The organism is Streptomyces malaysiense (genome assembly GCF_000980885.2).
In the GTDB taxonomy this organism is placed as follows: Bacteria; Actinomycetota; Actinomycetes; order Streptomycetales; family Streptomycetaceae; genus Streptomyces; species Streptomyces malaysiense.
Genome location: NZ_LBDA02000018.1, coordinates 100,737 through 124,235 on the forward strand (window position 1 = coordinate 100,737; position 23,499 = coordinate 124,235).

Below are 23,499 nucleotides of genomic sequence, written 5' to 3' on the forward strand. Positions count from 1 at the left end.
GGACCCCGGACCCGGCGGCGGATCCACTATCGGCTCGGCACCGGCGCCCGGTGAGGAAAAGGCGGCCAAGTGCCCCCGAAGGAAGGAATTTTACCGCCGAAGGCATGAACACGCCGATCTTGGAAACCGCCGCGTACCGGCTGCCGCCCCGTCTCGGGGAAGGACGCGTCCGCGGCGGCCCGCCGCGGGGAGCCGGCCGGCCGGTCACCGCCCGGCCGGCATCTCACCCGGCACTGGCGGCGCCGTCGGCCCAGAAGCTCACCCGCTCCCGTACGACGGGGTACCCCGCCCTGGCGAAGTGCGCGGCCATCGGGAAGTTGGACCGGTCGGTGGCGGCGGCGATGAACTCGGCGCCCTCGGCGGCCAGGAAGCGGGTGCACTCGACGAGGAGGTCGTAGGCGTAGCCGTGGCCGCGATGCTCCGGGACGACGCCGACGAAGCCGACGCAGGGGCCCGAGGGGTTGCGGGCGGGGATGTGGATGCCGACCGGGTCACCGGCGGGGGTCCGGGCGATCCGCCACCAGGAGCGCGGCGACGGCATCCAGTGGAACACGTCGAGTTCCTCCTGGGCCGCCTGCTCGATCCCGCCCTCCGCGATGGCCCGGCGGGCGTGCGCGTCGAGGGTGACCGAGTGGACGCGGCGCAGCAGGTCGAGGAAGACGGCGTCGTCCGGTTCCGGGGTGAGGACCAGGCGGCCGGGGCTTTCGGGCAGGCCGTGCTCCGGGGTCCAGCGGTAGAGGAAGCGCTCCACCAGGGGCGAGTAGCCGGCCATGCGCGCGGCCGCGGCGCGGGTGTCGGCGGCGGCCCGCAGCCGTGGGTCGTCGCGCCAGCCGGCGGGCAGGTCGAGGTCGATCTCGTCGGGGTGCCAGGGCGCGGTCCGCAGCAGTTCGGCGCCGGCCACCTCCTCGCCCTCGGCCACGTCCAGCCAGTTGACCAGCAGCGGCTCCGGGTCCTCGGCGCGCCCCCACCAGGCGGCGCGGGCCACGGTGCGGCCGTCGCGCAGGGCGATGCGCTGCCACTCGGGGCGGAAGGTGACCAGCCGGTGCTTCTCGGCCAGGGCCAGCGGGTCGGGCATGGTGTGGAACAGGGGCGCACTGCTCTCGTCGAGCGTGCGCATGACCAGATCGGTCAAGGGTTTCCTCCGGGATGCGTGCCGCGAGAGACCTCGCGGCGGGAACGCGCTCCCGGTCAGACCTTGCACACCCGTGCGACGGGGAGGTGGGAGCGCATGATGGCTGTGGTCATGACACTCGCCTCCTTGGTCCGTCTCGGATGTGCGGTCATACGTTAACCGGCCGCTCGTCCGGAGTCCATCGGTTTTCCGCACCGCCTCCGGTGGGCGCCGTCGGCGCGCGGCAAGCGACCGACGGGCCCTCCTCCCGGGGGCGGCGTAGCGTGGGCTTGTGCGATCGGTGCGCGAATGGTCGTCGCGTGGGAACCAGGAGGATCGCGGCTGGTTGCGGGGCGCGCCGCCGCCGTGGTGGGTCCGGCTGCTGCCGGTGCTGCTGCTGGTCGCGGTGACCCTCGCCTCGACCGTCACCCCCCACGCCAGCGACCTGGGCTTCCTGCTGGGCGCGATCCCGCCGCTGGCCGTGCTCTCGTACGGCCCGCTGGTCACCGCCCTGCTCGGCCTCCTGGTGGTCGTGGCCCTGAACGTGCCCGAGACCCATCTGAACCGGCCCGGCAACACCGACCTGCTGACCATCGTCTTCGTCGCCCTCCTCAGCGTGTTCGTGTCCTTCGTGCGCAGCCGCCGCGACGCCCAGCTCGAGGTGGAACGCACGATCGGCGAGGCCGTGCAGCGCGCGGTGATGCCGCCGCTGCCCGAGCGGGTCGGCCGGGTCGGCTGCGCGGGCTTCTACCGGGCCGCCGAGAACGGCACGCTGGTGGGCGGGGACTTCTTCGACGTGCGCGAAGGACCGTACGGCGTACGGGCGGTGATGGGCGATGTACGCGGGCACGGGCTGACGGCCGTCTCGACCGTGGTGTCCCTGCTGGGCGCGTTCCGGGAGGCGGTCCTGGACCAGCAGGACCTGGAGTCGGTGGCGGCCCGGATGGACCGCCGGCTGGCGACGGACGCGGCGGGCACGCCGGACGGCGAGTTGTTCGCGACGGCGGTGCTGGTGGAGTTCGCGGCCGGCGCGCGCACGATGCGGGTGGTGGCGTGCGGTCATCCGGCCCCGGTCCTGCTGCGCGGGGGCGACGCGCGGGAGGTCACCGTGATGCCGGGCACCCCGCTGGGGATCGGCCTGGTCGGGGCCGATGCGCCGAAGGAGGTCACGGTGCCGCTGGAGCCGGGCGACCGGCTGCTGCTGGCCTCCGACGGCGTCTGGGAGGCACGGGACCGCTCCGGGGTCTTCTACCCGCTGCCGGACCGGCTGGCCGCCCTCGCGGGCACCCGTGACAGAGAGCTGCCCACCGCCGTGTGGACCGACCTCGCGCGGCTGGGCTACGAGGTCCGTGACGACGCGACGATGCTGGTCCTGGCGCCGGTCCCGGGCGACCGGCCCGCCTGACACCGGCGGCCGGCCCGCCCGGCCCGGGAACCGGGTCGGCCCACGCGCCGCGGGTCCCTCGTCACCCCACGTCCCACAGGAACCGGTGGGTGTGGATACCGAAGTACGGGAAGGACCGGATCTCGCGGACGCCCTCGATCGGGCGGACCACGTCGTTGACGAAGTCCAGCAGGTCCTTCGGGCCGGACGCGACCACCTCGGCGAAGAGGTCGAAGCCGCCGGAGGTCAGCACCGAGTACACGACCTCGGGCCGCTCGGCCAGGGCGTCGGCGACGGCGCGCGGGTCGCCGTCCACGCCGATGCCGAGCAGGGCCATGGCCTGGCCGCCCATCGCCATCGGGTCGGTGACGCCCACCACTTGGACGGCCCTGGAGTCCAGCAGCCGCTGGAGCCGCTGCCTGGCGGCCGAGGCGGACAGGCCCACCTTGGGTCCGAGGTCGGCGTAGGCGATCCGGCCGTCGGTCTGGAGCTCACGCAGGATGGCCCGGTCGATGTCGTCCATGGCCGCCATCATGCCCCTTCCCTCATCCGGCCAGTTCGGCGAGGGCGGCGGCGAACACCTCGGTGTGCCTGTCGACGTCCCGCTCGGTGGTGTCGGGGCACATCAGCGCCATGTTGTGGAACGGGGTGAGCAGGATGCCCCGGTTGGCGAGGTACAGGTGCAGGAAGTCCTCCAGCTCGGCGTCGGCGGCCGCCGCGGACTCGGTGCCGGTGCGCGGCGCGGGCGCGGTGAAGCGGTATTCCGCCCGCGCCCCGAGCCGGCTCACCGACCAGGGCAGGGCGTGCGCTTCGAGGCCGGCGCGCACTCCCGCCTCGAAGCGTTCGCACAGCTTGCCCATCCGGGCGAACGCCTCCTCGGTGAGGACGTGTTCGAGGGTGGCGCGGGTGGCCGCGACCGACAGGGCGTTGCCGGCGAGGGTGCCGCCGACGCCGCCCATGTCGACGAGGTCGAGGTCGCCGCGGGCCAGCAGCCGGTCGGCCAGTTCGGCGGAGAGGCCGTAGGCGCCGGCCGGGATGCCGCCGCCGATCGCCTTGCCGATGGTGAGCATGTCCGGTTCCAGGTCCCAGGCGCCGGTGCAGCCGCCGGGCCCGGCGGAGAAGGTATGGGTCTCGTCGTTGATCAGCAGCGCGCCGTGGCGCCTGGTCAGCTCGCGGACGCCGGCGAGGTAGCCGGGCTCGGGCAGGACGATGCCGATGTTGGTGAGCGCGGGCTCCATGAGGACGGCGGCCACGTCGCCGTGGGCGAGTTCGCGCTCCAGCGCGGCCAGGTCGTTGAACTCGGCGACCCTGCTGGTCAGGGTCACCTCGCAGGGCGCGCCGACGTTCCCGGGGCGCGCGGCGCCCTCGCCGTCCGGGCCGACGACGATCAGCGACTCGTCCACGCTGCCGTGGTAGCAGTAGCTGTTGAACAGGATCTTCGGCCGTCCGGTGACGGCGCGGGCGAGCCGGATCGCCCAGCGGTTGGCGTCGGTCGCGGTGAGCGAGAAGCTCCAGCGGGCCAGGCCGAAGCGCCGGGTCAGCTCGGCGCCGACCCACTCGGCGTCCTCGGTGGGCAGCATGGCGGTGGCGCCGCCGAGTTCCGCGAAGCGCCGCCGGACCGCCTCGGTGACCGCCGCGGGCGAGTGGCCCGCCATCGCGCCGGTGTCGCCGAGGCAGAAGTCGATGTACTCGTGCCCGTCCACATCGCTCACCCGGGCGCCGCGCGCCCCGGCGAGATAGCGGGGAAACGCTCCGGCCGTCTTGTTCATCCATGTCATCGGCACCCGGCCGAAGAGATGGTCGGCCCCGGCGTACGCGGCGCGCGATCGCGGGTTGTGACGCTCGGCCTCGGCGCTCTCGCGGGCCAGAAGGGTGCGCAGGCGGGTGCGGTCCATGGAAAACCTCGATGGAGTCGGACGACGGAATAGCGTGAGGCTACGACGGGAACCATGATCATCTCAAGAGATCACGCGTGATTCGATTGCCATGGCGCTCGAATCACGCGTCATTTCGACTCGTCGTCCTCGAAGGGGTGACGCGCCCCCGTCTCCCGGCTGACGAACCGGTACGCGGAGTTCGAACGCGTCGACATAAACGCCAGGCCGCGCCACCCCTTCCGCCGCATAGAAATATCTACGAGCATGCATATGCCGGGTTGCTGTGCGAACGCACCGAGTGCCCGAGAACGCGGAGCAGTGCATGACGAACACGATGTGGATGCGGGGCGTGGAGTGGCTGGCGGCATCGGCGGCCGACCCGCGCGCGTGCAAGTGGGAGTGGGACCACGGGGAGGGGATCGCACTGCTGGAGGCGGGGCGCTTCTGGGACGTGCTGAGCGTCCCCGAGCGGCTGGGGCTGCTCACCCTCGACCTGCTGTGGCGGCCCGCGCTGCCGGTGCCGGGCCCGACCCTGGTGGACCTCGCGGCCGGCCGGGTCGGCTTCTTCCTGCCGCCGGACCCGGACGGGGGCTGGGTCGGCGCGGGGCTGCGCTACGCGACCAGGGGCTCCTGGGTCGCCGTACCGCCGCCCTACCGGCCCGCCCGCTCCCTGGAGTGGCTCGTGCCGCCCGACGGCACCGGCACCCTGCACTCCCCCGGCACCCTGGAGGACGCGCTGCGGCAGGCCAACGGCACCCTGGCGGTCCTCGCCGCACCACCGCGCGGGCCGCGGGAGTCCTAGCCGTTCCGGCCGGGCAGCTGGAGTACGCCTCAGGACCGCTCGGGTCCGGGCTCGGGCCCGGTGCTGCGCAGGGCCAGGCTCGCGAGGTCGGCGAGACCGGCGAGCGAGGTCCACGGCGCCTCGGGCCCGGCGGGCACCGCCCGCCCCTGTGCCCGCCATTCGGCGACGAGCCGGTCGTAGATGGGCTCCCGGGTCCGTGGCGGCCGGACCCCTCCGCCTCGCTCCATCCGATCCCCCCGCGGCATCCGGTCCTCCAAGCGGCTCCTGCCGGGGCAACGCTCCCCGGCCGCCGGTGGTGCGCCCGGCTCACCGGGTCGGGTGACGGCATCGCCCGAACGGGGCCTCCCGTCCATCGGACGAGCAGGAGAACCCACCGGCCCGGTCCGCGAGGAGACCCGCGGTCCGGGACGCGGGACACGAGGCGGAAGGACGCGCGGGGCCCCGACCGGCCCCCCGTCCCGGTCGTGCCCCGCTGGAAGTGAACCTACGTGCGACGCCCGGCCCTCACCAGCGCACCGGTGCCCGGCGCCACGCGCGCGGCACTCACCGGTGCACAGCCGTGCCCGCTTGGTCCCGGTTCGCCGGGCCGAGGGCGGGGACGCGGAGTGCACCGGTGACGAGATGGGCGAGGACGACCTCGTACAGATCTGCGCCCCCGTCCAGCAGCCTGCGCTCCAGGACGGGTTCGGCGGCCCGCACATGCTCCCGTACGGTCTGGGCGTGCACCCCCCGCGCGGCCGCGGCGGGCCCGGCGTTGGCGTCGGCGGCCAGCCAGGCGCGCAGGGTTCCGCGCAGATCCCGGCCGTCGGCGTCGAGACGTCCGAGCAGTCCCTCCGCCCAGGAGCGCAGCGCGTCGCCGCCGAGCAGGTCCGCGAACCCGGCCGGCGCGGCGGCGGTGCTGCCCCCGGTGTCGTACGGGCCCTGCGCCGCCTCGGTGTTGAGCGCGATGTGGGCCACCGCGCGCACGGCCAGGGCGGAGAAGTCGGCGCCGAGCAGCGCGGCGACCCGGTCCATGCGGGCGCGCACCGTGTTGCGGCTGACGCCGAGCACCTTGGCCGTGCTCACCGCGGTGAACTCCAGGCCCAGCCGGGTGGTGGCGAGCAGTTCGGCGCGCACGTGGTACGGCAGCCTGTCGAGCGGGCGCAGCACCGCGGCCGACCAGGCGTGGAGGGCGGCCGGTTCCATCAGCCGGGCCGGACGGGTGCGTTCGGCGTAGACGGCGGTCCGCTCCGGGCTGAAGCGGGCCACCGCGAGGGCGCTGACGGCCTGCCCGTAGGCGGTGGCGGTCAGGGCGAGGCGCTGGCGGGGGCTGCCGCCGAGGTAGGTGCCGGGCCGTACGGCGACCAGCGAGCGCAGCCGCTCCTCCACCTCGGTGGCCGGGCCGAGCACGATGACGTGTTCGTCCACCGCGGGGCAGCGCACCACCAGGGCGCCGCCGCTGGTGGCCGCCCCGCATTCGTCGGCGAGCCGGTCACGTTCGGCGACGGTGCCCTCGACGACGTACACCCGGGCGGTGTCGTTCTCCAGCAGTCCGGGCCACAGTCCCGCGGCGACCCGCCGGGCGGAGACGATGTCCTCCACCATCAGCAGTTGCAGGATGGCCAGGCGCAGATCGGCGGTGGCTCGCCGCAGCCGGTACCCGGCGTGCGCCGACTCGCGCTCGCGCAGCAGGAGTTCGAGCACGCCCGCGGTGTACCCGAGGATGTCGGTGGTGTGCCGGTCGAAGGGCTCGGAGCGGACCACGGCCAGTACGGCGGAGGCGGCCGCCCCGGGTCCGGGGTGCCGTATCCCGACCAGGCGCACATACCGGGTGCCGTCCTCCAGCGCGGCGGCGGAGACCCGGCCCGCGGCCACGTCGGCGACGACGGCCGGGTCCAGCGCCGGCCGCTCCCCGGCTTCGGCGAGGAGGCCGCCGCGCGCGTCCTGGAGGCGCACCGCGGATCCGGTGCCGCGGGCGAGCCAGGCGATCAGCCGGTTCAGGTCGCGTCCCGCGGGGCGCAGCTGGTCGAGCAGCTCGCGCGCCCAGCCGCCGTCGGTCCCGTACGCCCGCCGGGACACCGGCTCCTCCTCCGCTCGGCGGGCCACGTGCCCCCCTCCTGTCTTCCGTTCGGCCGATGTTCGCAGCCGGACGTTACCCGACGGTTCACCTGGCCGTCCCGTCCGGCCGGACATGGCTCCGCCGGCGGCCCGGGGGGGATGGGGCCGCCGGCGGAGGCGACGCCTCCGGAGCCGGGGGGAGGGCTCCGGATGGCCGACGTTCGGGTGCCCGCGAATCCCGCGGACACACCAGCGGACACACCAGGGGGTTTCCCGGGGGTGTGCCGGGGGATTCCGGCACTGCCGCGGACCGTACGCGCGCCGCGCCCGGGGCCCGTGCGACAGGCGTGCCCCCCGCTGCCCGCGTCGCCCCCGGGGACGGCATAAGCTCGGTGAATGGCGAAGTACTTCGACGTGCACCCCGAGAACCCGCAGGCCCGCAGCATCGCGCAGATCGCCGACTCGGTGCGGTCGGGGGCGCTGATCGCGTACCCCACCGACTCCTGCTACGCGCTCGGCTGCCGGCTGGGCAGCCAGGACGGCGTGGACCGGATCCGCGCCATCCGCCATCTGGACGACCGTCATCACTTCACGCTGATGTGCCGGGACTTCGCGCAGCTCGGGCAGTTCGTGCGGGTGGACAACGACGTGTTCCGGGCCGTGAAGGCGTCCACGCCCGGCAGCTACACCTTCATCCTCCCGGCCACCCGCGAGGTCCCGCGCAAGCTGATGCACCCGAAGAAGAAGACCGTGGGCGTGCGCATCCCGGACCACGTGGTCACCCAGGCGCTGCTGGCCGAACTGGGCGAGCCGCTGCTGTCCAGCACGCTGCTGCTGCCGGACGAGGAGGAGCCGATGACCCAGGGCTGGGAGATCAAGGACCGCCTCGACCACCTGGTGGACGCGGTGGTCGACTCCGGGGAGTGCGGCACCGAGCCGACCACGGTGGTCGACTTCTCCGGCGGCGGGGCGGAGATCGTCCGGCGGGGTGCGGGCGACACCTCACGGTTCGAGTGAGGCGGGGGCGGTTCGGCGGACCGCCCGCGAGGTTGCGGATCTTGCGTGGCAGCATGAGATCCGCCCGCCCGGCGCGACCGCGCAGGACACCGGCGTACCCGCGGCACGCCGGGGACACCCGCCGTCCGCCGTCCCTTCCCCAAGGAGGCCCGTCACCATGACCGACGTACAGGGAGCGTCCGTGGACGTCCCGACCGAGGACGGCACCGCCGACGCCTACCTCGCCCACCCCGCCGACGGCGAGCCGCACCCGGGGGTCCTCCTCTACCAGGATGCCTACGGACTGCGCCCCCAGCTGCGGTCGATGGCCGACCGGCTGGCGTCCGCCGGGTACACGGTCCTGGTACCCAACGTCTTCTACCGGCACGGCACCAGCCCGCTCGGCGAACTGCCGGAGTTCATCGACCCGGCGGCCGACCCGGGCATCTGGGAGCGCATCCGCCCGGTGATGGGCTCCCTCACCCCCGAGCAGTCCCGGCGGGACGCGGACGCCTACCTGGCCTTCCTCGCGGACAATCCGTTCGTCACCGACGGCCCGGTCGCGCTGACCGGCTACTGCATGGGCGCCCGGCTCGCCCTGCGCACGGCCGCCACGCACCCCGGCCGGGTGGCCGCGGCGGCCGGTTTCCACGGCGGCAGGCTGGTCACGGACGCCCCGGACAGCCCGCACCGCGGGGCCGGGGACGTCACCGCGGAGCTGTACTTCGGCTTCGCCGACCAGGACGCCTCCATGCCCGCCGAGCAGATCCGGGAGCTGGAGCGGACGCTGGACGCGGCCGGCGTGCGCCACACGTGCGAGGTGTATCCGGGCGCGCAGCACGGCTACACCCAGGCCGACACCCCCGCCTACGACCGGGAGGCCGACGAGCGCCACTGGTCGGCGCTGCTCGCCCTGCTCGACCGCGCTCTCTGACCCGTCCGGGCCTTCCGGGCCTTCCGGGCCCTCCGGACCGTCCGGCGCCGGTCCAGGGCGCCCGCCCCGCGGTGGGCGCCGGGCGGTTGGGCGCCGCGCGGGTGGGGCGGGCCCCGCGGACAACGGGAAGTCATGCCCGGCTCGTTGACACGGGTACGAGTCCGGCACCACGCTGAGAGCGCTCTCAGACAGGTACGGACCAGGAACCGGAGGTCCGTACGACCCCGACCCCCACACGGAGGTGGAGAGTGCCGCACATCCGGACTCGCCACGCGCTGCCGTCAGTCGCCGCCACCGCCCTCGTCGGCGGAGCGCTCGTCTTCGGCGTCCCCCAGCACGCCACGGCGTCCGTACCGGACACCATCGCACTGACCGTCACCAACGACTCGGGCCGTGCCCAGCCCGTCTATCTGTACGACCTCGGCACCCGGCTGTCCTCCGGGCAGCAGGGCTGGGCGGACGCGAACGGCGCCTTCCACGCCTGGCCGGCGGGCGGCAATCCGCCGACTCCCGCGCCGGACGCGGCGATTTCGGGACCGGCCGCCGGGCAGTCGACCACGATCCGCATCCCGAAGTTCTCCGGCCGGATCTACTTCTCCTACGGCCACAAGCTCGTCTTCAAGCTCACCACCGGCGGTCTGGTGCAGCCGGCCGTGCAGAACCCGTCCGACCCCAACCACGACATCCTCTTCAACTGGTCCGAGTACACGCTCGACGACTCCGGGCTGTGGCTCAACAGCACCCAGGTGGACATGTTCTCGGCGCCCTACTCCGTCGGGGTGCGCCGCGCCGACGGGAGCGTCAGTACCACCGGGCGGCTGGCGCAGGGCGGCTGGTCGGGATTCTTCGGCGCCCTGCGCGCCCAGCCGGGCGGCTGGTCCGGGCTGATCCAGACGGGCTCCGACGGCTCGGTGCTGCGCGCGCTGTCACCGCTGTACGGCGTGGAGACCGGAGCGCTGCCCGCGAGCACGATGGACGACTACGTGAACCGGGTCTGGCGGAAGTACGCGACGTCGACGCTGACCGTCACGCCGTTCGCCGATCAGCCGGACAAGAAGTTCTACGGCCGGGTCTCGGGGAACGTCATGAACTTCACCGACACCTCCGGCGCGGTCGTCACCAGCTTCCAGAAGCCGGACGCGGACAGCGTGTTCGGCTGCCACAAGCTGCTCGACGCGCCCAACGACGCCGTGCGCGGGCCGATCTCCCGCACGCTGTGCGCGGGCTTCAACCGCTCCACACTGCTGGTGAGTTCGCAGGCGCCGGACAACACGCCGGGTGACTTCTACCGGGACGCGGTGACCAACCAGTACGCGAAGGCGGTGCACGCGCGGATGGCCGACGGCAAGGCCTACGCGTTCGCCTTCGACGACGTCGGCAACCAGGAGTCGCTCGTGAACGACGGCGATCCGCAGCAGGCGTATCTCACGCTGGGGCCGCTGAACTGACCATGCGGGAGGGTCCCGTTCCCCGGCCTGCGGCCGGGGAACGGGACCCTCGCGTTCAGCTGGTGCGGACGATCAGCTGGTGGTCAGGGACGTGTCGTCCACGACGAAGCTGGTCTGGAGCGAGGAGTCCTCCACGCCGTTGAACTTCAGGGTGACCGTCTGGCCCGCCAGCGAGGACAGGTCGAAGGTCTTCAGGACGTAGCCCGACGCCTTGTTCAGGTTCGAGTAGGTCGCGAGGGTGGTCGAACCGGCGGTGACCGTCAGCTTGTCGTACGCGGTGCTGCTGGTGGTCTCGGCGGTGTCGATGTGCAGGTAGAAGGAGAGGGACGCCTTGCAGCCCGCGGGGATCGTCACCGACTGGGACAGGGTGTCGGTGTGCGAGGTGCCGTAGCCGTCCAGCCACGCCTTGTACGAGCCGCTGTGGGCCGCCTGGCCGCTGTCCGTGGTGATGACGCCGCTGGTCGCGGTCCAGCCGGTGCTGCCCGACTCGAAGCCCGGGTTGGCCAGCAGCTGGGTCGAGGAGCAGCCGCCGCCACCGCCGGTGCTGACGGTCCAGGAGAAGGTCGCGGTACCGGTCGCGCCGGTGGAGTCCTTCACCGTGACGGTGGTGCTGTAGCTACCGGCCGCGGACGGCGTACCGGAGATCACACCGGTGGAGCTGTTGATCGACAGACCGGTCGGCAGGCCGGAGGCGCTGTAGGTCAGGGCGCCGCTGTTGGTGCTGCTCGCCTGGACCTGGAGGCTGACCGCGGTGCCCACGGTGGAGGACTGGCTGCCCGGGTTGGTGACCGTCACGCCGTTGCCCGGCGGAGTGATGTGGCTGCCGACGTTGATGCCCGCGAAGGCGTTGCCGACACCCGCGTACTGCGCGGAGTTGGTGCCGTAGAGCGCGGCGGCCGCGTTGAGCGCCGCGGTGCGGGCAGCGGCGTAGTTGGTGCTGGACGTCATGTACGACGTCAGCGCCTTGTACCAGATCTGGAGGGCGGCGGCCCGGCCGATGCCGGTGACGGCGACACCGTCGGAGGTCGGGCTGTTGTAGGTCACACCGTTGATGACCTTGGTGCCACTGCCCTCGGAGAGCAGGTAGAACATGTGGTTGGCCGGACCCGAGGAGTAGTGCACGTCGAGGTTGCCGACGCCCGAGTACCAGCTGTCCGCCGAACCGCCGTCCTTGCTCGGCTTGTCCATGTAGCGCAGCGGAGTGCCGTCGCCGTTGATGTTGATCTTCTCGCCGATGAGGTAGTCACCGGGGTCCGAGCTGTTGTTCGCGTAGAACTCCACGCCCGTGCCGAAGATGTCGGAGGTGGCCTCGTTCAGACCGCCGGACTCACCGCTGTAGTTGAGGCCCGCGGTGTTGGAGGTGACACCGTGGGTCATCTCGTGGCCGGCCACGTCCAGCGAGGTCAGCGGGTCGTTGTTCCCGGAGCCGTCGCCGTAGGTCATGCAGAAGCAGCTGTCGTCCCAGAACGCGTTCACGTACGAGTTGCCGTAGTGCGTCCGGGAGTAGGCGCCGACACCGTCGTTCTTGATGCCGCTGCGCCCGAACGTGTTCTTGTAGAAGTCCCAGGTCTCCTGCGCGCCGTAGGCGGCGTCCGCGCCGGCCGTGGCGGCGTTGGAGTTGGTGCCGTCACCCCAGGTGTCGCTGCTCTGCGAGAACAGGGTGCCGGTGCCGGAGGAACCGTGGTTCAGGTTGTACGTCTTGTGACCGCCACGCGTGTTGTCGGTCAGGGTGTACGACGAACCCGACTGGGCCGTGGTCAGCGAGACCTGGCCGCTGTAGTGGGTGTTGCCGACGCCGGTCTCGATGCCCTGGTACCGGAACAGTTCCTTGCCGGTGGTGGCGTCGGTGATGACGTGCAGCCGGCTCGGCGTGCCGTCGTCCTGGAAGCCGCCGATCACGGTCTCCCAGGCGAGCTTCGGGGTGCCGCTGCCGGCCCAGATCACCTTGCGGGCGCTGTCCGCGGCGGGCTTCGCGGCGTCCAGGGCCTTGGCGGTCTTCAGCGCCTTGCTCTCGGCGGCGGCCTTGGTGTACGTCGCCGTGGTCGAGGAGACCTGGATCTTGTGCTTGTTGTTGTACGTGGTGCTCACGGTACCGGCCGCCAGCGAGGCGGGCGGGGTGTGCACGATGAGGTCGCCGCCGAGGACGGGAAGACCGTCGTAGGTGCGCTCGTAGCGGGTGTGCAGCGTGCCGTCGGCGTCCTTGGTGACGTCCTTGACGACCAGCTTCTCCTTGGCACCGAGGCCGAGGGCGCGGGCGGTGTCGGACGTCTTGTCCTGGGCGCTCTGGATCAGGGCCTTGTGCTGGGCCGGGCTGAGCTTGGCCTCCAGGGCGCCGACGCGCAGCGGGCTGAGGTGGTGCGCGGAGGGCGCGGCCGTCGCCGGGCCGGCCTGCATGCCGACGGCGAACAGGGCCGCGGTGGAGAGCAGCGCGGCTCCGACCGTGGCCCGCCGGGAGAGACGTCCCTGGGGAAGACGTCCGTGAGAAAGGGGTCTGTGGGGTCTCACTCTTACTCCTCCTGCGGAGGCCGCCGGGTCGCGGCCGGTGAGGGACCGGGCAGCCGGGTCTGCTGTCCGGTGGGTGGCGCTGTGCGGGGACCGTGATCCGTGGTGCGTTCGTGGGGGATCAGCGTGCGCTGGGAGAATGACAGTCTTGAACCGTCCATGTCACCAGCGCGGAGACCAATCGAGGGTTTTCCCTATGACGTCGCTGTGCGCTTCCCCAGTGGCCGATTCACGTTCACGAAACAGGTGTTGGGGCGCCTGTGACAGCGGAGACCCCCTGGCAAGATCGGTTCCATGGACAGTGACGAAGCACGGGCGATCTTCGAGAGGGCCGGGTGCACGGGCTCCCTGCTCGTCCGACCCCTGGACGGGAGTGCGGAATTCTCGGTGGACGCCGACCAACTCGTGGTGCCGGCCTCGGTGGTGAAGGTGCTGGTCGCACTGGCGGCGGAGACCTGGTTCGCCGAGGGCAGGCTCGATCCGCGGGAGCGGGTGGTACTGGGCGCCGCCGAGCGCACGCCCGGTCCGGTCGGGGTGTCCCTGTTCGAGGACGACGCCGAGCTGTCCTTGCGGGACATGGTGGTCCTGATGCTGACCATCAGCGACAACCCGTGCACCGACATGCTGGTGCACAGGCTCGGCCTCGACGCCCTGAACGCGACGGCCGCGCGGCTCGGGCTGCGGAACACGGTCGTCCGGTCCGATCTGCGCACCATGCTGGACTCCATCGGCCAGGACCTCGGCCGCGCGGACTGGGGGGACCTCATCGCCTGGTCGGACCGTGCCCCGGCGGCCGAATCGGCGGCCGCCGACGAGAAGTTGCCGCAGACGCGCGCGCTGACCCCCGGCGCGGGCACCAGCACGACGGCGCGCGACATGGTGCGGCTGCTGCGGCTCGTCTGGAGCGGGCAGGCGGGGCCGGAGGCGGCCTGCGCACGGGTGCGGGCCGTCATGGCGCGCCAGCTCACCCGGCACCGGATCGCGAGCGGGTTCCGGGCGCCCGTGCGGGTCGCGGCCAAGAGCGGCGGGCTCGCCGGGATCGTACGCAATGAGGTCGGTGTCGTCTCGTGTCCGGACGGCCGTCAGTACGCCGCCGCGGTGTTCACCCGGTCGCGGCCGGGTGCGGACGAGGCCGCGGTCAATGCCGCCATCGGCGCCGCGACCGCGCGTGCCGTCGCCTCGTTGCACCACGAAACGGCCTGAATTCCCCCTCAGCCGACAGTACATGTTCACTCGAAAGCCCTCGGGAGGGCCCATGACACACGCCACCGAACCGACGCACCGCCTGGTGTCCACGCAGGCAGGCCGGATCCATCTGGTGGAGCAGGGCAGCGGACCACTGGTGCTGCTGGTGCACGGCTTCCCGGAGTCCTGGTACTCCTGGCGCCACCAGCTGCCGGCCCTCGCGGCGGCCGGGTACCGGGCGGTGGCCATCGACGTGCGCGGCTACGGCCGGTCCTCCAAGCCGGCCGCGCCGGAGGCGTACCGGCTGACCGAACTCGTCGAGGACAACGTCTCGGTGGTGCGCGCGCTCGGCGAGGAGTCCGCGGTGGTCGTCGGCCACGACTGGGGCTCCCCCATCGCCTCGACCTCGGGCCTGCTGCGGCCCGAGGTCTTCCGGGCGGTGGGCATGCTGAGCGTGCCGTACACCCCGCGCGGCGGGCCCCGGCCCACCGAGCTCTTCGCCCATATGGGCGGCGGGGAGGACGAGTTCTACATCTCCTACTTCCAGGAGCCGGGCCGCGCCGAGGCCGAGATCGAGCCCGATGTCCGCGGCTGGCTCGCGGCCTTCTACCGGGCCCTGTCCGCCGGGACCATGCCGGGACCCGGCGACCCCGCCCCGTACCTCGTCAGCCCCGGCTCCACCCTGCGCGACAGGTGCCCCGACGGTCCGCCGCCGGCGTGGCTCGGCGAGGCGGAACTCGACTTCTACGCGGGCGAGTTCGAGCGGACAGGGCTGACCGGAGCGCTCAACCGCTACCGGAACATGGACCGCGACTGGACCGACCTCGCCGCCCATGACGGCGCTCCCCTCACCCAGCCGTCCCTGTTCGCCGGCGGTGCCCTGGACGTCACCATGACCTGGCTGGCCGACGCCGTCAAGGCGTTCCCGGTCACCCTGCCGGGCCTGGTCTCCTCGCATCTGCTCGACGACTGCGGCCACTGGATCCAGCAGGAGCGCCCCGAGGAGACCAACCGCCTGCTCATCGACTGGCTGGCCGAGCTGCCCGCCTGAGACCGAAGGACGGACCCGCGGGCGGGAACACGACGGCGGGTCGGTTCGTTGTGCGGGGGTCCGTCCGCATCGACTCTTCCAGGAGCATTGTGTCCGTGACCACCCAGACCGCCCCTTCCCTCCCGTTGCTTCCCGCTCTGCGCACGCAGGCCGAGCGGCTGATCGAGAGCGGGGTGCCGGAGCTCGCCGGGTTACCGCCCGCCGAGTTCCGCGACTTCGCCGAGCGCGCCGAGGCCCGGGTGCGCGGCGAGGGCGCCCTGCTCGCCGTACACCCGGACCGGGCCCCCGCCTCCGCCCTCGTGCCCCTGCTGCGCCGGAGCGGCAAGCCGGGATTCGTCGTCGTCGACATGCCCGACGTCGACCTCTTCGCGCCGCTCGGCACCGTCGAGCTCCCCGATGCCCCGCTCTACGTCCTCACCGGCCTCGACCGGGGCGACGACCTGGCCGGCAGGAGCCCGGACGAGGCGCTTCCCGCCCTCACCGCGAGGTCCCGCTCCCCGCTGCTGCTCACCGAGGGCATCCACTGGGTGCTCCAGCGACCGGATGTCCTGGAGCGCAACCACTGCTTCATGACGATCGGTTCCCGGCTGCGCAAGGCGGGCGGGGCCCTGGACTCGCGCACCCCGGCGCTCTGGATCAGCAACGGCACCGGCCGGGACGGCCGTGAGCGTCGAGACGCCCCCAAGGCGGGCTGGTGCTGGGCGGGCAACCGGCACACCTGGCTGGGCTTCGCCTCGGCGGCGGCCCGCGAGCGGGTGCAGCCGGCCGAGTCCGCCCCGAACGGGTCCGCCTCCGTGGGGCGTTGACCCGAACCCCGGCCTCCCGCCGCTGATCGGCGCGTTGTTACGGTGCTTCGCGTGTCTGACTCCTCGCGCGATACCGCACAGGGCGCCGGCTGGGGCTCGGCCGAGCCGGGTGCCTACAAGCAGTTGATGCCGCCCCACGTCAGGAAGGTGTCCTGGCTGGACCCCAGAACGCTGTGGGCGGCCCGCAACGGCGTGCTGGCCTCCTGGTTCGGCGACCCCACCGGCCGTACCCGCGGCCGGTGGGTGGCCCGGCGACAGGCCGCCGGGGTGCCCGCCGACAAGGTGTTCCGGCGGGAGGTGCCGGACCGGTTCTCCTTCATGGTCATCGGCGACACCGGCGAGGGCGGCGACTCCCAGTACGCCGCCGTGCCCGGGTTCCTGAAGACCGGTCGGGGCACCGAGTTCGCGGTGATCACGAGCGATGTCATCTACCCGGTGGGCAGCGCCGACGACTACGGGAACAACTTCTTCCGGCCGTACCGGGACTACCCGGCGCCGATCTACGCGATACCCGGCAACCACGACTGGTACGAGGGCCTCGGCGCCTTCATGCGGGTCTTCTGCGGCGACACCCCGCCGCTCGCCCCCGCACCCCGGCCCCGCCCGCTCGGCCGGGCCTGGTGGCGGGCGCTGCTGTGGCACCGGCCGCACCCGAAGGACGGGCAACACCTGGACGAGGCACGGAAGTTGCGGTCGGCACCCGGGCAGCAGGCGGAGCAGCCGGGCCCCTACTGGGCGTTGGACGCCGGTCCCGTGCGTCTGGTCGGCATCGACACCGGACTGCTGGGCACCCTGGACGCCGAACAGGGCGCCTGGCTGCGCGAGGTGTCCGCGGGCCCGCGCCCGAAGATCCTGCTCACCGGGTCGCCGCTGTACGTCGACGGCGAGCACCATCCGTGCCCCATCGACGGCGGCGGCACGGTGGACGACATCGTCCGGGACCCGGAGCACCACTACGTGGCCGCGATCGGCGGCGACATCCACAACTACCAGCGCTATCCGGTCCAGGTGGACGGCCGCACCATCCAGTACGTCGTCTCGGGCGGCGGCGGGGCGTTCATGCACGCCACCCACACCATCCCTCGGGTGTCGGTCGGCGGGGTCACCGAGCGCGACTTCCGCTGCTATCCGCTGCGCGGGGACTCGCTCGCGTTCTACAGCCGCCTCTACGCCCGCCGGCTGCGTCTGCCCCGCGTCGGGCTCAGCGAGTCGGAGGCCACGGCCGTGATCGCCGAACGCCTCGGCGTCGAACCCGGCCGTGCTCCCGGGCCGGGCACCCGCGTCACCCGGCGCACCCGCCTGGTCGCGAGCCTGCTGGGCGCCGGCGGCCGCCCCGACCGCACCTCGCGGTTCCGGCTGCCGGTGCGCAAGACGTACACCCAGCTGTTCTCACCGTCCTCGGTCACCTACACCCCGCCCTTCTTCAAGTCCTTCCTGCGCCTGGACGTCAGCGCGCGGGAGATCCGCGTCCGCTGCTTCGCCGCGACCGGCAACCGCCCCCAGGAACTGGACCCGCCGCTGGAGGACGAGGTCGTCATCCCGCTGGAACGAGCCCTCTGAGGCGGCCGGACCGGCTGCGCCTCGCCGAGGACCGCGTCCGGCCGGCCCGGTGGTGATCCCCGCCGGACCGGCGGCCCCGAACGCCACGCCCGGTACGCCGGGTCAGCGGCCGGCCGGCTGCCGCGCACCACCGCCCCGCGGGGTCCGGCGCGGCTGCCGTTCGCGCGGGACGGAGTTCGCGCCGCCGTGCGGCTTCGCGCGCGAGGACCACGCGCGGATGCCGACCGGCATGGCGACGAGGTCCGGTTTCGCGCTCGGCCGGCGGCCGGCGGCCCGGGGGCCGCAGCGGCTCACCAGCGGCCCGCCCGGGTGCCCGTGACCGGTGTGGACGGCCGGCCGTCCACACCGACCGGCACCTCGCCGCGCAGCATCACCCGGTGCATGATCCGGGGCGCGTCGACATGGGTGTGGTCGCCGGGGGCCAGATGGATGGTGGCCCGGTTGTCCCAGAAGGCAACGCTGCCGGGCGCCCAGCGGAAGCGCACCGTGTACTCGGGGCGGACCGCCTGGTCGAGGAGCATCCGGAGCAGGGCCGCGCTCTCCGGGCGGGAGACGCCGGTGATCTGCTCGACGTAGTAGCCGTTGACGAACAGCACTCGTTCGCCGGTCTCCGGGTGCACCCGGACCAAGGGGTGCTCGGAAGCCACCTGGTGGTCCAGGAGGTGGTGCAGATAGGCGTCGTCGCCGGGGCGCGGCTGGTACCCGACGCCGAGCCGGTGCTCGGCGCGCAGGCCGTCCGCGAAGGCCCGCACGGGCGCGGAGAGGCCCGCGTAGGCGGCGGCCAGATTGGCCCAGGTGGTGTCGCCGCCGTAGGGCGGGACGGACTCGGCGCGCAGGACGGTCGCGGCGGGCGGGTCGACGCGGGCGCCGTGATCGCAGTGCCAGCCGCGCAGCAGGGTGGGACGGCGGCGGGCGAGCCACTCCTCTTGGTCCATTCCGTAGCGGCCGCCCAGTTCCAGCCGGTCGGCCGTGGTCTCCACCTCAGGGAAGTCCGGGGGCGAGGCGCCGCCGCGGCGGCCGAGGACGACCGGTTCCCCGAAGCGCCGGGCGAAGGCGACATGCCCCGCGTGGTCCAGGCGCTGGTCCCGGAAGAACACCACCTTCCAGCGCAGCACGGCCCGCCGGATCAGGTCGGCCACCGCGTCGTCGAGGGGTGCGGCGAGGTCGGCGCCGGTGATCTCGGCGCCGATGTGTCCGGCGACCGGCCGCACCTCCACGCCCGCGACCCGCATGTCCACACCGGTGACCGGATCCGGCCGCTCCGGCCCTTCCCGCCGCTCCGGCCGCTCCCGCTGCCGCGCGGCCGCCCTGTCCGTCGTCATGCGCGCGCTCCGCTGCTCGTCCGTACCGGCCCCGGGCCCGTGCCGTCCACCGGCCTCGTCGCGCCCGCCCGGTTGATCACCGCTCACCCTATCCGTGAGGCTGGTGGCACGACACTGTCGAGCGGAAGGTCTCCCCCGTGAACGGCATACCGGTGCACACGCTCAACGACGGAACGACTGTCCCCGCCCTCGGCCTCGGTACCTGGCCGCTGGACGACACGGCGGCCGAGCGGGCCGTACGCGACGCGCTCGGCCTCGGCTACCGGCTGGTGGACACCGCGGTGAACTACCGCAACGAGACCGGCGTGGGACGGGCCCTCGCGGACTCCGGGGTGCCCCGCGAGGAGCTGGTGGTGACGACCAAGCTCCCGGGCCGCCACCACGGTTACCAGGAGACCCTGGCCTCCTTCGAGGAGTCCCGGCGGCGGCTCGGCCTGGAGTACGTGGACCTGTACCTGATCCACTGGCCCAACCCCCGGGTCGGCAGGTACGTCGACTCCTGGAAGGCGATGATCAAGCTGCGGGAGGACGGCCTGATCCGCTCGATCGGCGTCTCCAACTTCACCCCGGAGCACATCGTGCGCCTGGAGAAGGAGACCGGGGTGCTGCCGTCGGTGAACCAGATCGAGCTGCACCCGCTGTTCCCGCAGGAGGAGCTGCGCGCCTTCCACGCGGACCAGGGCATCCTCACCGAGAGCTGGAGCCCGTTGGGCCGGGGCGGCCATCTGCTGGGCGACCCGCAGGTCGGCCGGATCGCCGACGAGCACGGGGTGAGCCCGGGGCAGGTGCTGCTGCGCTGGCACGTCCAGCTGGGCGCGCTGCCCATCCCGAAGTCCGCCGACCCCGAGCGGCAGCGCGCCAACCTGGACGTCTTCGGCTTCGAGCTGGACTCGGAGCAGCTGGCCGCGATCGCCCGGCACGCGCCGACCCGGCTCGGCGGGGACCCGGAGACGCACGAGGAGTTCTGAGACCGGTGTGAGCGGGGTACCCGGGGCGCGGACGGGGCGGACACGCGGAAGGAGCCGCACATGGCAACGGAGGAACGGCCGCGGTTCGTGGTGCAGATCCACGACGCGCGCCGGACGCACTTCGACTTCCGGCTCCTGGTGGGCGACGTCCTGAAGTCCTGGTCCGTGCCGAGGGGGCCGTCCGCCGACCCCGGCGACAAGCGGCTCGCCGTGCCGACGCAGGACCATCCGCCGTCGTACGAGGACTTCGAGGGTGTGATCCCGACGGGCGAGTACGGCGGCGGCACGGTGATCGTGTGGGACCGGGGGACGTACGAGCCGCTGAGCCATGACCGGCGGGGGCGACCGGTGGACTTCGCCGAGTCGCTCCGGCGCGGGCACGCCACGTTCCGGCTGCGCGGCAGCAAGCTGCGCGGCGAGTACGCCCTGACCCGCTTCCGGGGCCGGGACGGGGAGGACGCCTGGCTGCTGGTGCGCAAGGGCGCGGCGCAGCGGTCCGGGCACGGGTCCCCCGACCCGCGGCGGGCCCGTTCGGTGCGCACCGGGCGGACCCTCGCCCAGGTCGCCGCGGACGGGGCCGCGCGCTGACGGTCCGGATTCCCCGGTTCCGGCCCCGGCGGGTGTGCGGGGAGCCCGGGTTCGCGCCGGCATCCTTCGTCGCCCTGGAGGCATCCGAATGCGCACAGCACAGCGCGGCGCCGCCCTGGTCTGCGCCGTCACCGCCGCCACCGTACTGACCTGCCCGGCCGCGGGGGCGACCCCGGCGGGACCGGGGGTGACGGCCCGCACGATCAGTGAGCGGACCCGTCGGGGGCACCGACTACACCCTGCGGGAGATCACCATCCCGCCCGGCCGGAGCACCGGCTGGCACTTCCACGACGGCCCGCTGTACGGGGTGGTGCGCCGGGGCACCCTGAGCCACTTCGACTCCTCCTGCGCCCTCGACGGGGTGTACGGGGCGGGCGCGCCGATACGGGAGCCGGCCGGACCGGGAAACGTGCACACAGGCCGCGATCTCGGGGACACCCCGGTCGTGCTCGACGTGCTGTACGTGCTGCCGCACGGCTCGCCGTTCTCCGAGGACGCGCCGAACCCGGGCTGCGCCTTCCAGTAAGGGCCGGTCAGGCGTCGGGGAGCGGCTGTTCGGCCCAGATGGTCTTGCCCGCGCCCGTCTGCCTGCTCCCCCAGCGCTGGGTGAGCTGGGCGACCAGCAGCAGTCCCCGGCCGCCCTCGTCGTAGGCGTGCGCGCGGCGCAGGTGCGGGGAGGTGGAACTGGCGTCGGAGACCTCGCAGATGAGGGCGCGGTCGCGGATCAGCCTCAGCTGGACGGGCGGTTCGCCGTAGCGGATGGCGTTGGTGACGAGTTCGCTGACGACCAGTTCGGTGACGAAGGCGGCCTCCTCCAGCCCCCAGGCGGCCAGTTGCTCGCCCGCGGCCTGCCGGACCACGGCGACCTGGGCGGGGTGGGCGGGGACGTCCCAGGTGGCGACCCGGTCGGCGCCGAGGGCGCGGGTGCGCACCAGCAGCAGGGCCACGTCGTCGCGGGGCTGCTCGGGCAGTACGGCCTTGAGGACGCCGTCGGCGAGGGCGTCCAGGGAGTCGGCGGGTGCCCCGACGGCGCGGCGCAGCTCGTCGTCGGCGCCGTCCGGCCTCCCGGCGCGGTGGGCGACCAGGCCGTCGGTGAACAGGGCCACCACGGAGCCCTCGGGCAGCTCCAGCTCCGTCGCCTCGAAGGGCAGTCCGCCGATGCCGAGGGGCGGCCCGGCGCTCATGGGCACGAGCTCGGCGCCGTCGCCGCCCGGCAGGACGAGGAACGGGGCCGGATGACCGGCGGTGGCGAGCGTGAGCCGGCGCGAGACGGGGTCGTAGACGGCGTACACGCAGGTGGCGCCGATCTCGGCGACCTCCTCGCGGCCGTTCTCGGCGGCGAGGTGCGTCACCAGGTCGTCGAGGTGGGTGAGGAGTTCGTCGGGCGGCAGGTCGACATCGGCGAGCGTGCGCACGGCGGTGCGCAGCCGGCCCATGGTGGCCGAGGAGCTGATGCCGTGGCCCACCACGTCTCCGACGACCAGTCCGACCCGCCCGCCGGAGAGCGGGATGACGTCGAACCAGTCGCCGCCGATCCCGGCCTGCGAACCGCACGGCAGATAGCGGTGGGCCACGTCGAGGGCGGCCTGTCCGGGCAGCCGGCTCGGCAGCAGGCTGTGCTGGAGGGCGAGGGCGGTGCTGCGTTCGCGGGCGAAGCGGCGGGCGTTGTCGATGCAGACGGCGGCGCGGCTGGCCAGTTCCTCGGCGAAGACGGCGTCGTCGGGGCCGTAGTCCTCCGGATGGGTCAGCCGGACGCAGACCGCGACGCCCAGGGTGGTGCCGCGGGCACGCAGCGGTACGGCGATCATGGAGTGGACGTCCTCCCGGAAGCGCCGGCCCCGGGGCGCGCGTGCGTTGCGGTCCGCGAGCCAGGCCCGGAATCCCGGCTCGCCCGCCTGGCTGAGGATCGCGTGCCCTTCGCGCAGCGCGCAGGCCGGCGGTGCGGGGGGCCGGTAGATCTGGGTCTCGCCGATCCGTACGGCCAGTCCGGGGGTGCCCGGCCGGGTGGACTTGTAGGCGACGCGGCGCAGCTCGGCGTCCTCCACGGCGACCATCGGGGGCTCGTCGGCGCCGAGCACCCAGTCGAGCAGGTCGACGGTCGCGAAGTCGGCGTAGCGTGGCACGAGGATCTCGATCAGCTCCTCGGCGGTGCGCACCACGTCGAGGGTGGTGCCGATGCGGGTGGCGGCCTCGTTGAGCAGGGCGAGCCGGCGTCTGGCCCAGTACTGCTCGTTGTTGTCGTAGGCGGCCAGGGCGACCGCGGTCTGGGTGCCGGAGGCGTCGCGCAGCGGCCACATCTCCAGGCTCCAGAAGTGCTCCCGGTTCAGCGCGGGCGCGGCGGCGAAGTTCTCGAAGCGTACGGGCAGGCCGGCCTCGGCGACCTCGCGGAGATGGCGGAGGAAGCCCCGGTTGGACTCGGTGTCGGCCACGGTGTCCAGGAAGAACCGGCCGGTCAGCCCCTCCTCTGGGACGCCGATGACCTTGCAGGCGGCGTCGTTGAGGCGCAGGTAGCGCTGCTGGAGGTCGAAGACGGACATCGACATGGACGCCTGCTCGAAAGCCTGTGCGGCGAGCGCGACGCCGGGCGGTTCGGCCGTGACGGCGTGGCCCGCGGGCCGTCCGGCGCCGTCGTCGAGAGGGCAGGCGGTGATCACGAGGTCGAGGCGGTGGCCGTCGCGGTGGCGCAGGGCGACGGTGCCGTGCCACGTCCCCGTGCGGGCGGCGAGGGCCTCTCCGGGGAGTTCCGCGGCGAGCAGATCCGCCGCGGGGCGGCCCACGATCTCCTCGGCCGGGTGGCCCGTGAGCAGCCGAGCGCCCTCGCTCCACCCGGTCACCCGGCCCCGGGTGTCGATGATCGCCACGGCGGCGACACGGTCCATAAGGCCCAGAATGATCCGATTGTCGCGGCTCCTCAAGCGCGGGGGCCG

At 73.4% G+C, this 23,499-nt stretch carries 19 protein-coding genes and 1 pseudogene; 12 read left to right on the forward strand and 8 right to left on the reverse strand.

All coding sequences use genetic code 11. The annotated features are described in order from the left end of the window. Positions 1 to 223: 223 nt before the first annotated feature. Complete coding sequence (locus tag VT52_RS09595; RefSeq protein WP_046416745.1) at positions 224 to 1,132, reverse strand: GNAT family N-acetyltransferase; 909 nt, start codon at positions 1,130 to 1,132, stop codon at positions 224 to 226. Positions 1,133 to 1,403: 271 nt separating this feature from the next. Here VT52_RS09595 and VT52_RS09600 point away from each other — a divergent pair, with 271 nt between their 5' ends. Beyond that, positions 1,404 to 2,516, forward strand: a complete 1,113-nt coding sequence (locus VT52_RS09600; protein ID WP_046416746.1) for a PP2C family protein-serine/threonine phosphatase — start codon at positions 1,404 to 1,406, stop codon at positions 2,514 to 2,516. Between the two features lie 61 nt (positions 2,517 to 2,577). Here VT52_RS09600 and VT52_RS09605 read toward each other — a convergent pair whose 3' ends face one another. Next, complete coding sequence (locus tag VT52_RS09605) at positions 2,578 to 3,018, reverse strand: Lrp/AsnC family transcriptional regulator (RefSeq protein ID WP_046416788.1); 441 nt, start codon at positions 3,016 to 3,018, stop codon at positions 2,578 to 2,580. A gap of 22 nt (positions 3,019 to 3,040) precedes the next feature. Beyond that, positions 3,041 to 4,390 (reverse strand): transaminase, encoded by a 1,350-nt coding sequence (locus VT52_RS09610; protein ID WP_079174953.1) that lies wholly within the window; start codon positions 4,388 to 4,390, stop codon positions 3,041 to 3,043. Positions 4,391 to 4,694: 304 nt separating this feature from the next. On the opposite strand from VT52_RS09610, the gene VT52_RS09615 reads away from it, so the two are divergent. After that, on the forward strand, positions 4,695 to 5,174 hold the full coding sequence (locus VT52_RS09615) for a hypothetical protein (RefSeq protein ID WP_046416748.1): 480 nt from the start codon (positions 4,695 to 4,697) through the stop codon (positions 5,172 to 5,174). 29 nt (positions 5,175 to 5,203) lie between these two features. Here the strand turns inward: VT52_RS09615 and VT52_RS09620 are convergent, their stop codons facing one another. Beyond that, positions 5,204 to 5,401, reverse strand: coding sequence for a hypothetical protein (locus tag VT52_RS09620; RefSeq protein WP_063888330.1), 198 nt, complete (start codon positions 5,399 to 5,401; stop codon positions 5,204 to 5,206). A 316-nt stretch (positions 5,402 to 5,717) separates the two neighbouring features. Next, positions 5,718 to 7,259 carry a helix-turn-helix domain-containing protein gene (locus tag VT52_RS09625; RefSeq protein ID WP_046416751.1) on the reverse strand — a complete coding sequence of 514 codons (1,542 nt, stop codon included), beginning with the start codon at positions 7,257 to 7,259 and terminating at the stop codon, positions 5,718 to 5,720. Positions 7,260 to 7,607: 348 nt separating this feature from the next. On the opposite strand from VT52_RS09625, the gene VT52_RS09630 reads away from it, so the two are divergent. From VT52_RS09630 to VT52_RS09640, 3 genes are all read left to right on the forward strand, one after another. Further along, positions 7,608 to 8,228, forward strand: coding sequence for an L-threonylcarbamoyladenylate synthase (locus VT52_RS09630; protein ID WP_046416753.1), 621 nt, complete (start codon positions 7,608 to 7,610; stop codon positions 8,226 to 8,228). A 157-nt stretch (positions 8,229 to 8,385) separates the two neighbouring features. Continuing rightward, positions 8,386 to 9,141, forward strand: coding sequence for a dienelactone hydrolase family protein (locus VT52_RS09635; RefSeq protein ID WP_046416756.1), 756 nt, complete (start codon positions 8,386 to 8,388; stop codon positions 9,139 to 9,141). Between the two features lie 248 nt (positions 9,142 to 9,389). Then, entirely contained in the window at positions 9,390 to 10,589 is a 1,200-nt protein-coding gene (locus tag VT52_RS09640; RefSeq protein ID WP_046416758.1) for a glycoside hydrolase family 64 protein, read from the forward strand. A 72-nt stretch (positions 10,590 to 10,661) separates the two neighbouring features. Here VT52_RS09640 and VT52_RS09645 read toward each other — a convergent pair whose 3' ends face one another. Beyond that, positions 10,662 to 12,983, reverse strand: coding sequence for a M4 family metallopeptidase (locus VT52_RS09645; RefSeq protein ID WP_079174961.1), 2,322 nt, complete (start codon positions 12,981 to 12,983; stop codon positions 10,662 to 10,664). A gap of 402 nt (positions 12,984 to 13,385) precedes the next feature. Here VT52_RS09645 and VT52_RS09650 point away from each other — a divergent pair, with 402 nt between their 5' ends. The 4 genes from VT52_RS09650 (at position 13,386) to VT52_RS09665 (ending at position 17,693) form a co-directional block, all read left to right on the forward strand. Beyond that, positions 13,386 to 14,294 (forward strand): serine hydrolase, encoded by a 909-nt coding sequence (locus VT52_RS09650; RefSeq protein WP_046426885.1) that lies wholly within the window; start codon positions 13,386 to 13,388, stop codon positions 14,292 to 14,294. A 52-nt stretch (positions 14,295 to 14,346) separates the two neighbouring features. After that, the gene (locus tag VT52_RS09655) at positions 14,347 to 15,327 is read left to right on the forward strand and encodes an alpha/beta fold hydrolase (RefSeq protein ID WP_046426883.1); all 981 of its coding nucleotides are present in this window, start codon (positions 14,347 to 14,349) and stop codon (positions 15,325 to 15,327) included. Positions 15,328 to 15,422: 95 nt separating this feature from the next. Then, entirely contained in the window at positions 15,423 to 16,133 is a 711-nt protein-coding gene (locus VT52_RS09660) for a DUF5701 family protein (RefSeq protein WP_046426901.1), read from the forward strand. A gap of 51 nt (positions 16,134 to 16,184) precedes the next feature. Continuing rightward, positions 16,185 to 17,693 carry a metallophosphoesterase family protein gene (locus tag VT52_RS09665; protein ID WP_107481277.1) on the forward strand — a complete coding sequence of 503 codons (1,509 nt, stop codon included), beginning with the start codon at positions 16,185 to 16,187 and terminating at the stop codon, positions 17,691 to 17,693. Between the two features lie 290 nt (positions 17,694 to 17,983). Here VT52_RS09665 and VT52_RS09675 read toward each other — a convergent pair whose 3' ends face one another. Continuing rightward, positions 17,984 to 18,925, reverse strand: a complete 942-nt coding sequence (locus VT52_RS09675) for a TauD/TfdA dioxygenase family protein (RefSeq protein WP_046426900.1) — start codon at positions 18,923 to 18,925, stop codon at positions 17,984 to 17,986. A gap of 227 nt (positions 18,926 to 19,152) precedes the next feature. Between VT52_RS09675 and VT52_RS09680 the strand changes: the two genes are divergently transcribed. From VT52_RS09680 to VT52_RS09690, 3 genes and pseudogenes are all read left to right on the forward strand, one after another. Beyond that, on the forward strand, positions 19,153 to 19,983 hold the full coding sequence (locus VT52_RS09680; RefSeq protein WP_046426879.1) for an aldo/keto reductase: 831 nt from the start codon (positions 19,153 to 19,155) through the stop codon (positions 19,981 to 19,983). A gap of 60 nt (positions 19,984 to 20,043) precedes the next feature. Continuing rightward, positions 20,044 to 20,571 (forward strand): DNA polymerase ligase N-terminal domain-containing protein, encoded by a 528-nt coding sequence (locus tag VT52_RS09685; protein WP_079174956.1) that lies wholly within the window; start codon positions 20,044 to 20,046, stop codon positions 20,569 to 20,571. A gap of 88 nt (positions 20,572 to 20,659) precedes the next feature. Continuing rightward, positions 20,660 to 21,098, forward strand: a pseudogene (locus tag VT52_RS09690) (cupin domain-containing protein). 7 nt (positions 21,099 to 21,105) lie between these two features. Here VT52_RS09690 and VT52_RS09695 read toward each other — a convergent pair. Next, complete coding sequence (locus VT52_RS09695) at positions 21,106 to 23,451, reverse strand: SpoIIE family protein phosphatase (protein WP_046426877.1); 2,346 nt, start codon at positions 23,449 to 23,451, stop codon at positions 21,106 to 21,108. Positions 23,452 to 23,499: the final 48 nt, after the last annotated feature.

Excerpts from the sequence above, each read along its gene's own strand:
- VT52_RS09605 (WP_046416788.1), bottom strand. The coding sequence starts at position 3,018 with ATGGACGACATCGACCGGGCCATCCTGCGTGAGCTCCAGACCGACGGC.
- VT52_RS09610 (WP_079174953.1), bottom strand. The coding sequence starts at position 4,390 with ATGGACCGCACCCGCCTGCGCACCCTTCTGGCCCGCGAGAGCGCCGAG.
- VT52_RS09615 (WP_046416748.1), top strand. The coding sequence starts at position 4,695 with ATGACGAACACGATGTGGATGCGGGGCGTGGAGTGGCTGGCGGCATCG.
- VT52_RS09620 (WP_063888330.1), bottom strand. The coding sequence starts at position 5,401 with ATGGAGCGAGGCGGAGGGGTCCGGCCGCCACGGACCCGGGAGCCCATC.
- VT52_RS09630 (WP_046416753.1), top strand. The coding sequence starts at position 7,608 with ATGGCGAAGTACTTCGACGTGCACCCCGAGAACCCGCAGGCCCGCAGC.
- VT52_RS09635 (WP_046416756.1), top strand. The coding sequence starts at position 8,386 with ATGACCGACGTACAGGGAGCGTCCGTGGACGTCCCGACCGAGGACGGC.
- VT52_RS09645 (WP_079174961.1), bottom strand. The coding sequence starts at position 12,983 with ATGCAGGCCGGCCCGGCGACGGCCGCGCCCTCCGCGCACCACCTCAGC.
- VT52_RS09650 (WP_046426885.1), top strand. The coding sequence starts at position 13,386 with ATGGACAGTGACGAAGCACGGGCGATCTTCGAGAGGGCCGGGTGCACG.
- VT52_RS09655 (WP_046426883.1), top strand. The coding sequence starts at position 14,347 with ATGACACACGCCACCGAACCGACGCACCGCCTGGTGTCCACGCAGGCA.
- VT52_RS09675 (WP_046426900.1), bottom strand. The coding sequence starts at position 18,925 with ATGCGGGTCGCGGGCGTGGAGGTGCGGCCGGTCGCCGGACACATCGGC.
- VT52_RS09685 (WP_079174956.1), top strand. The coding sequence starts at position 20,044 with ATGGCAACGGAGGAACGGCCGCGGTTCGTGGTGCAGATCCACGACGCG.
- VT52_RS09695 (WP_046426877.1), bottom strand. The coding sequence starts at position 23,451 with ATGGACCGTGTCGCCGCCGTGGCGATCATCGACACCCGGGGCCGGGTG.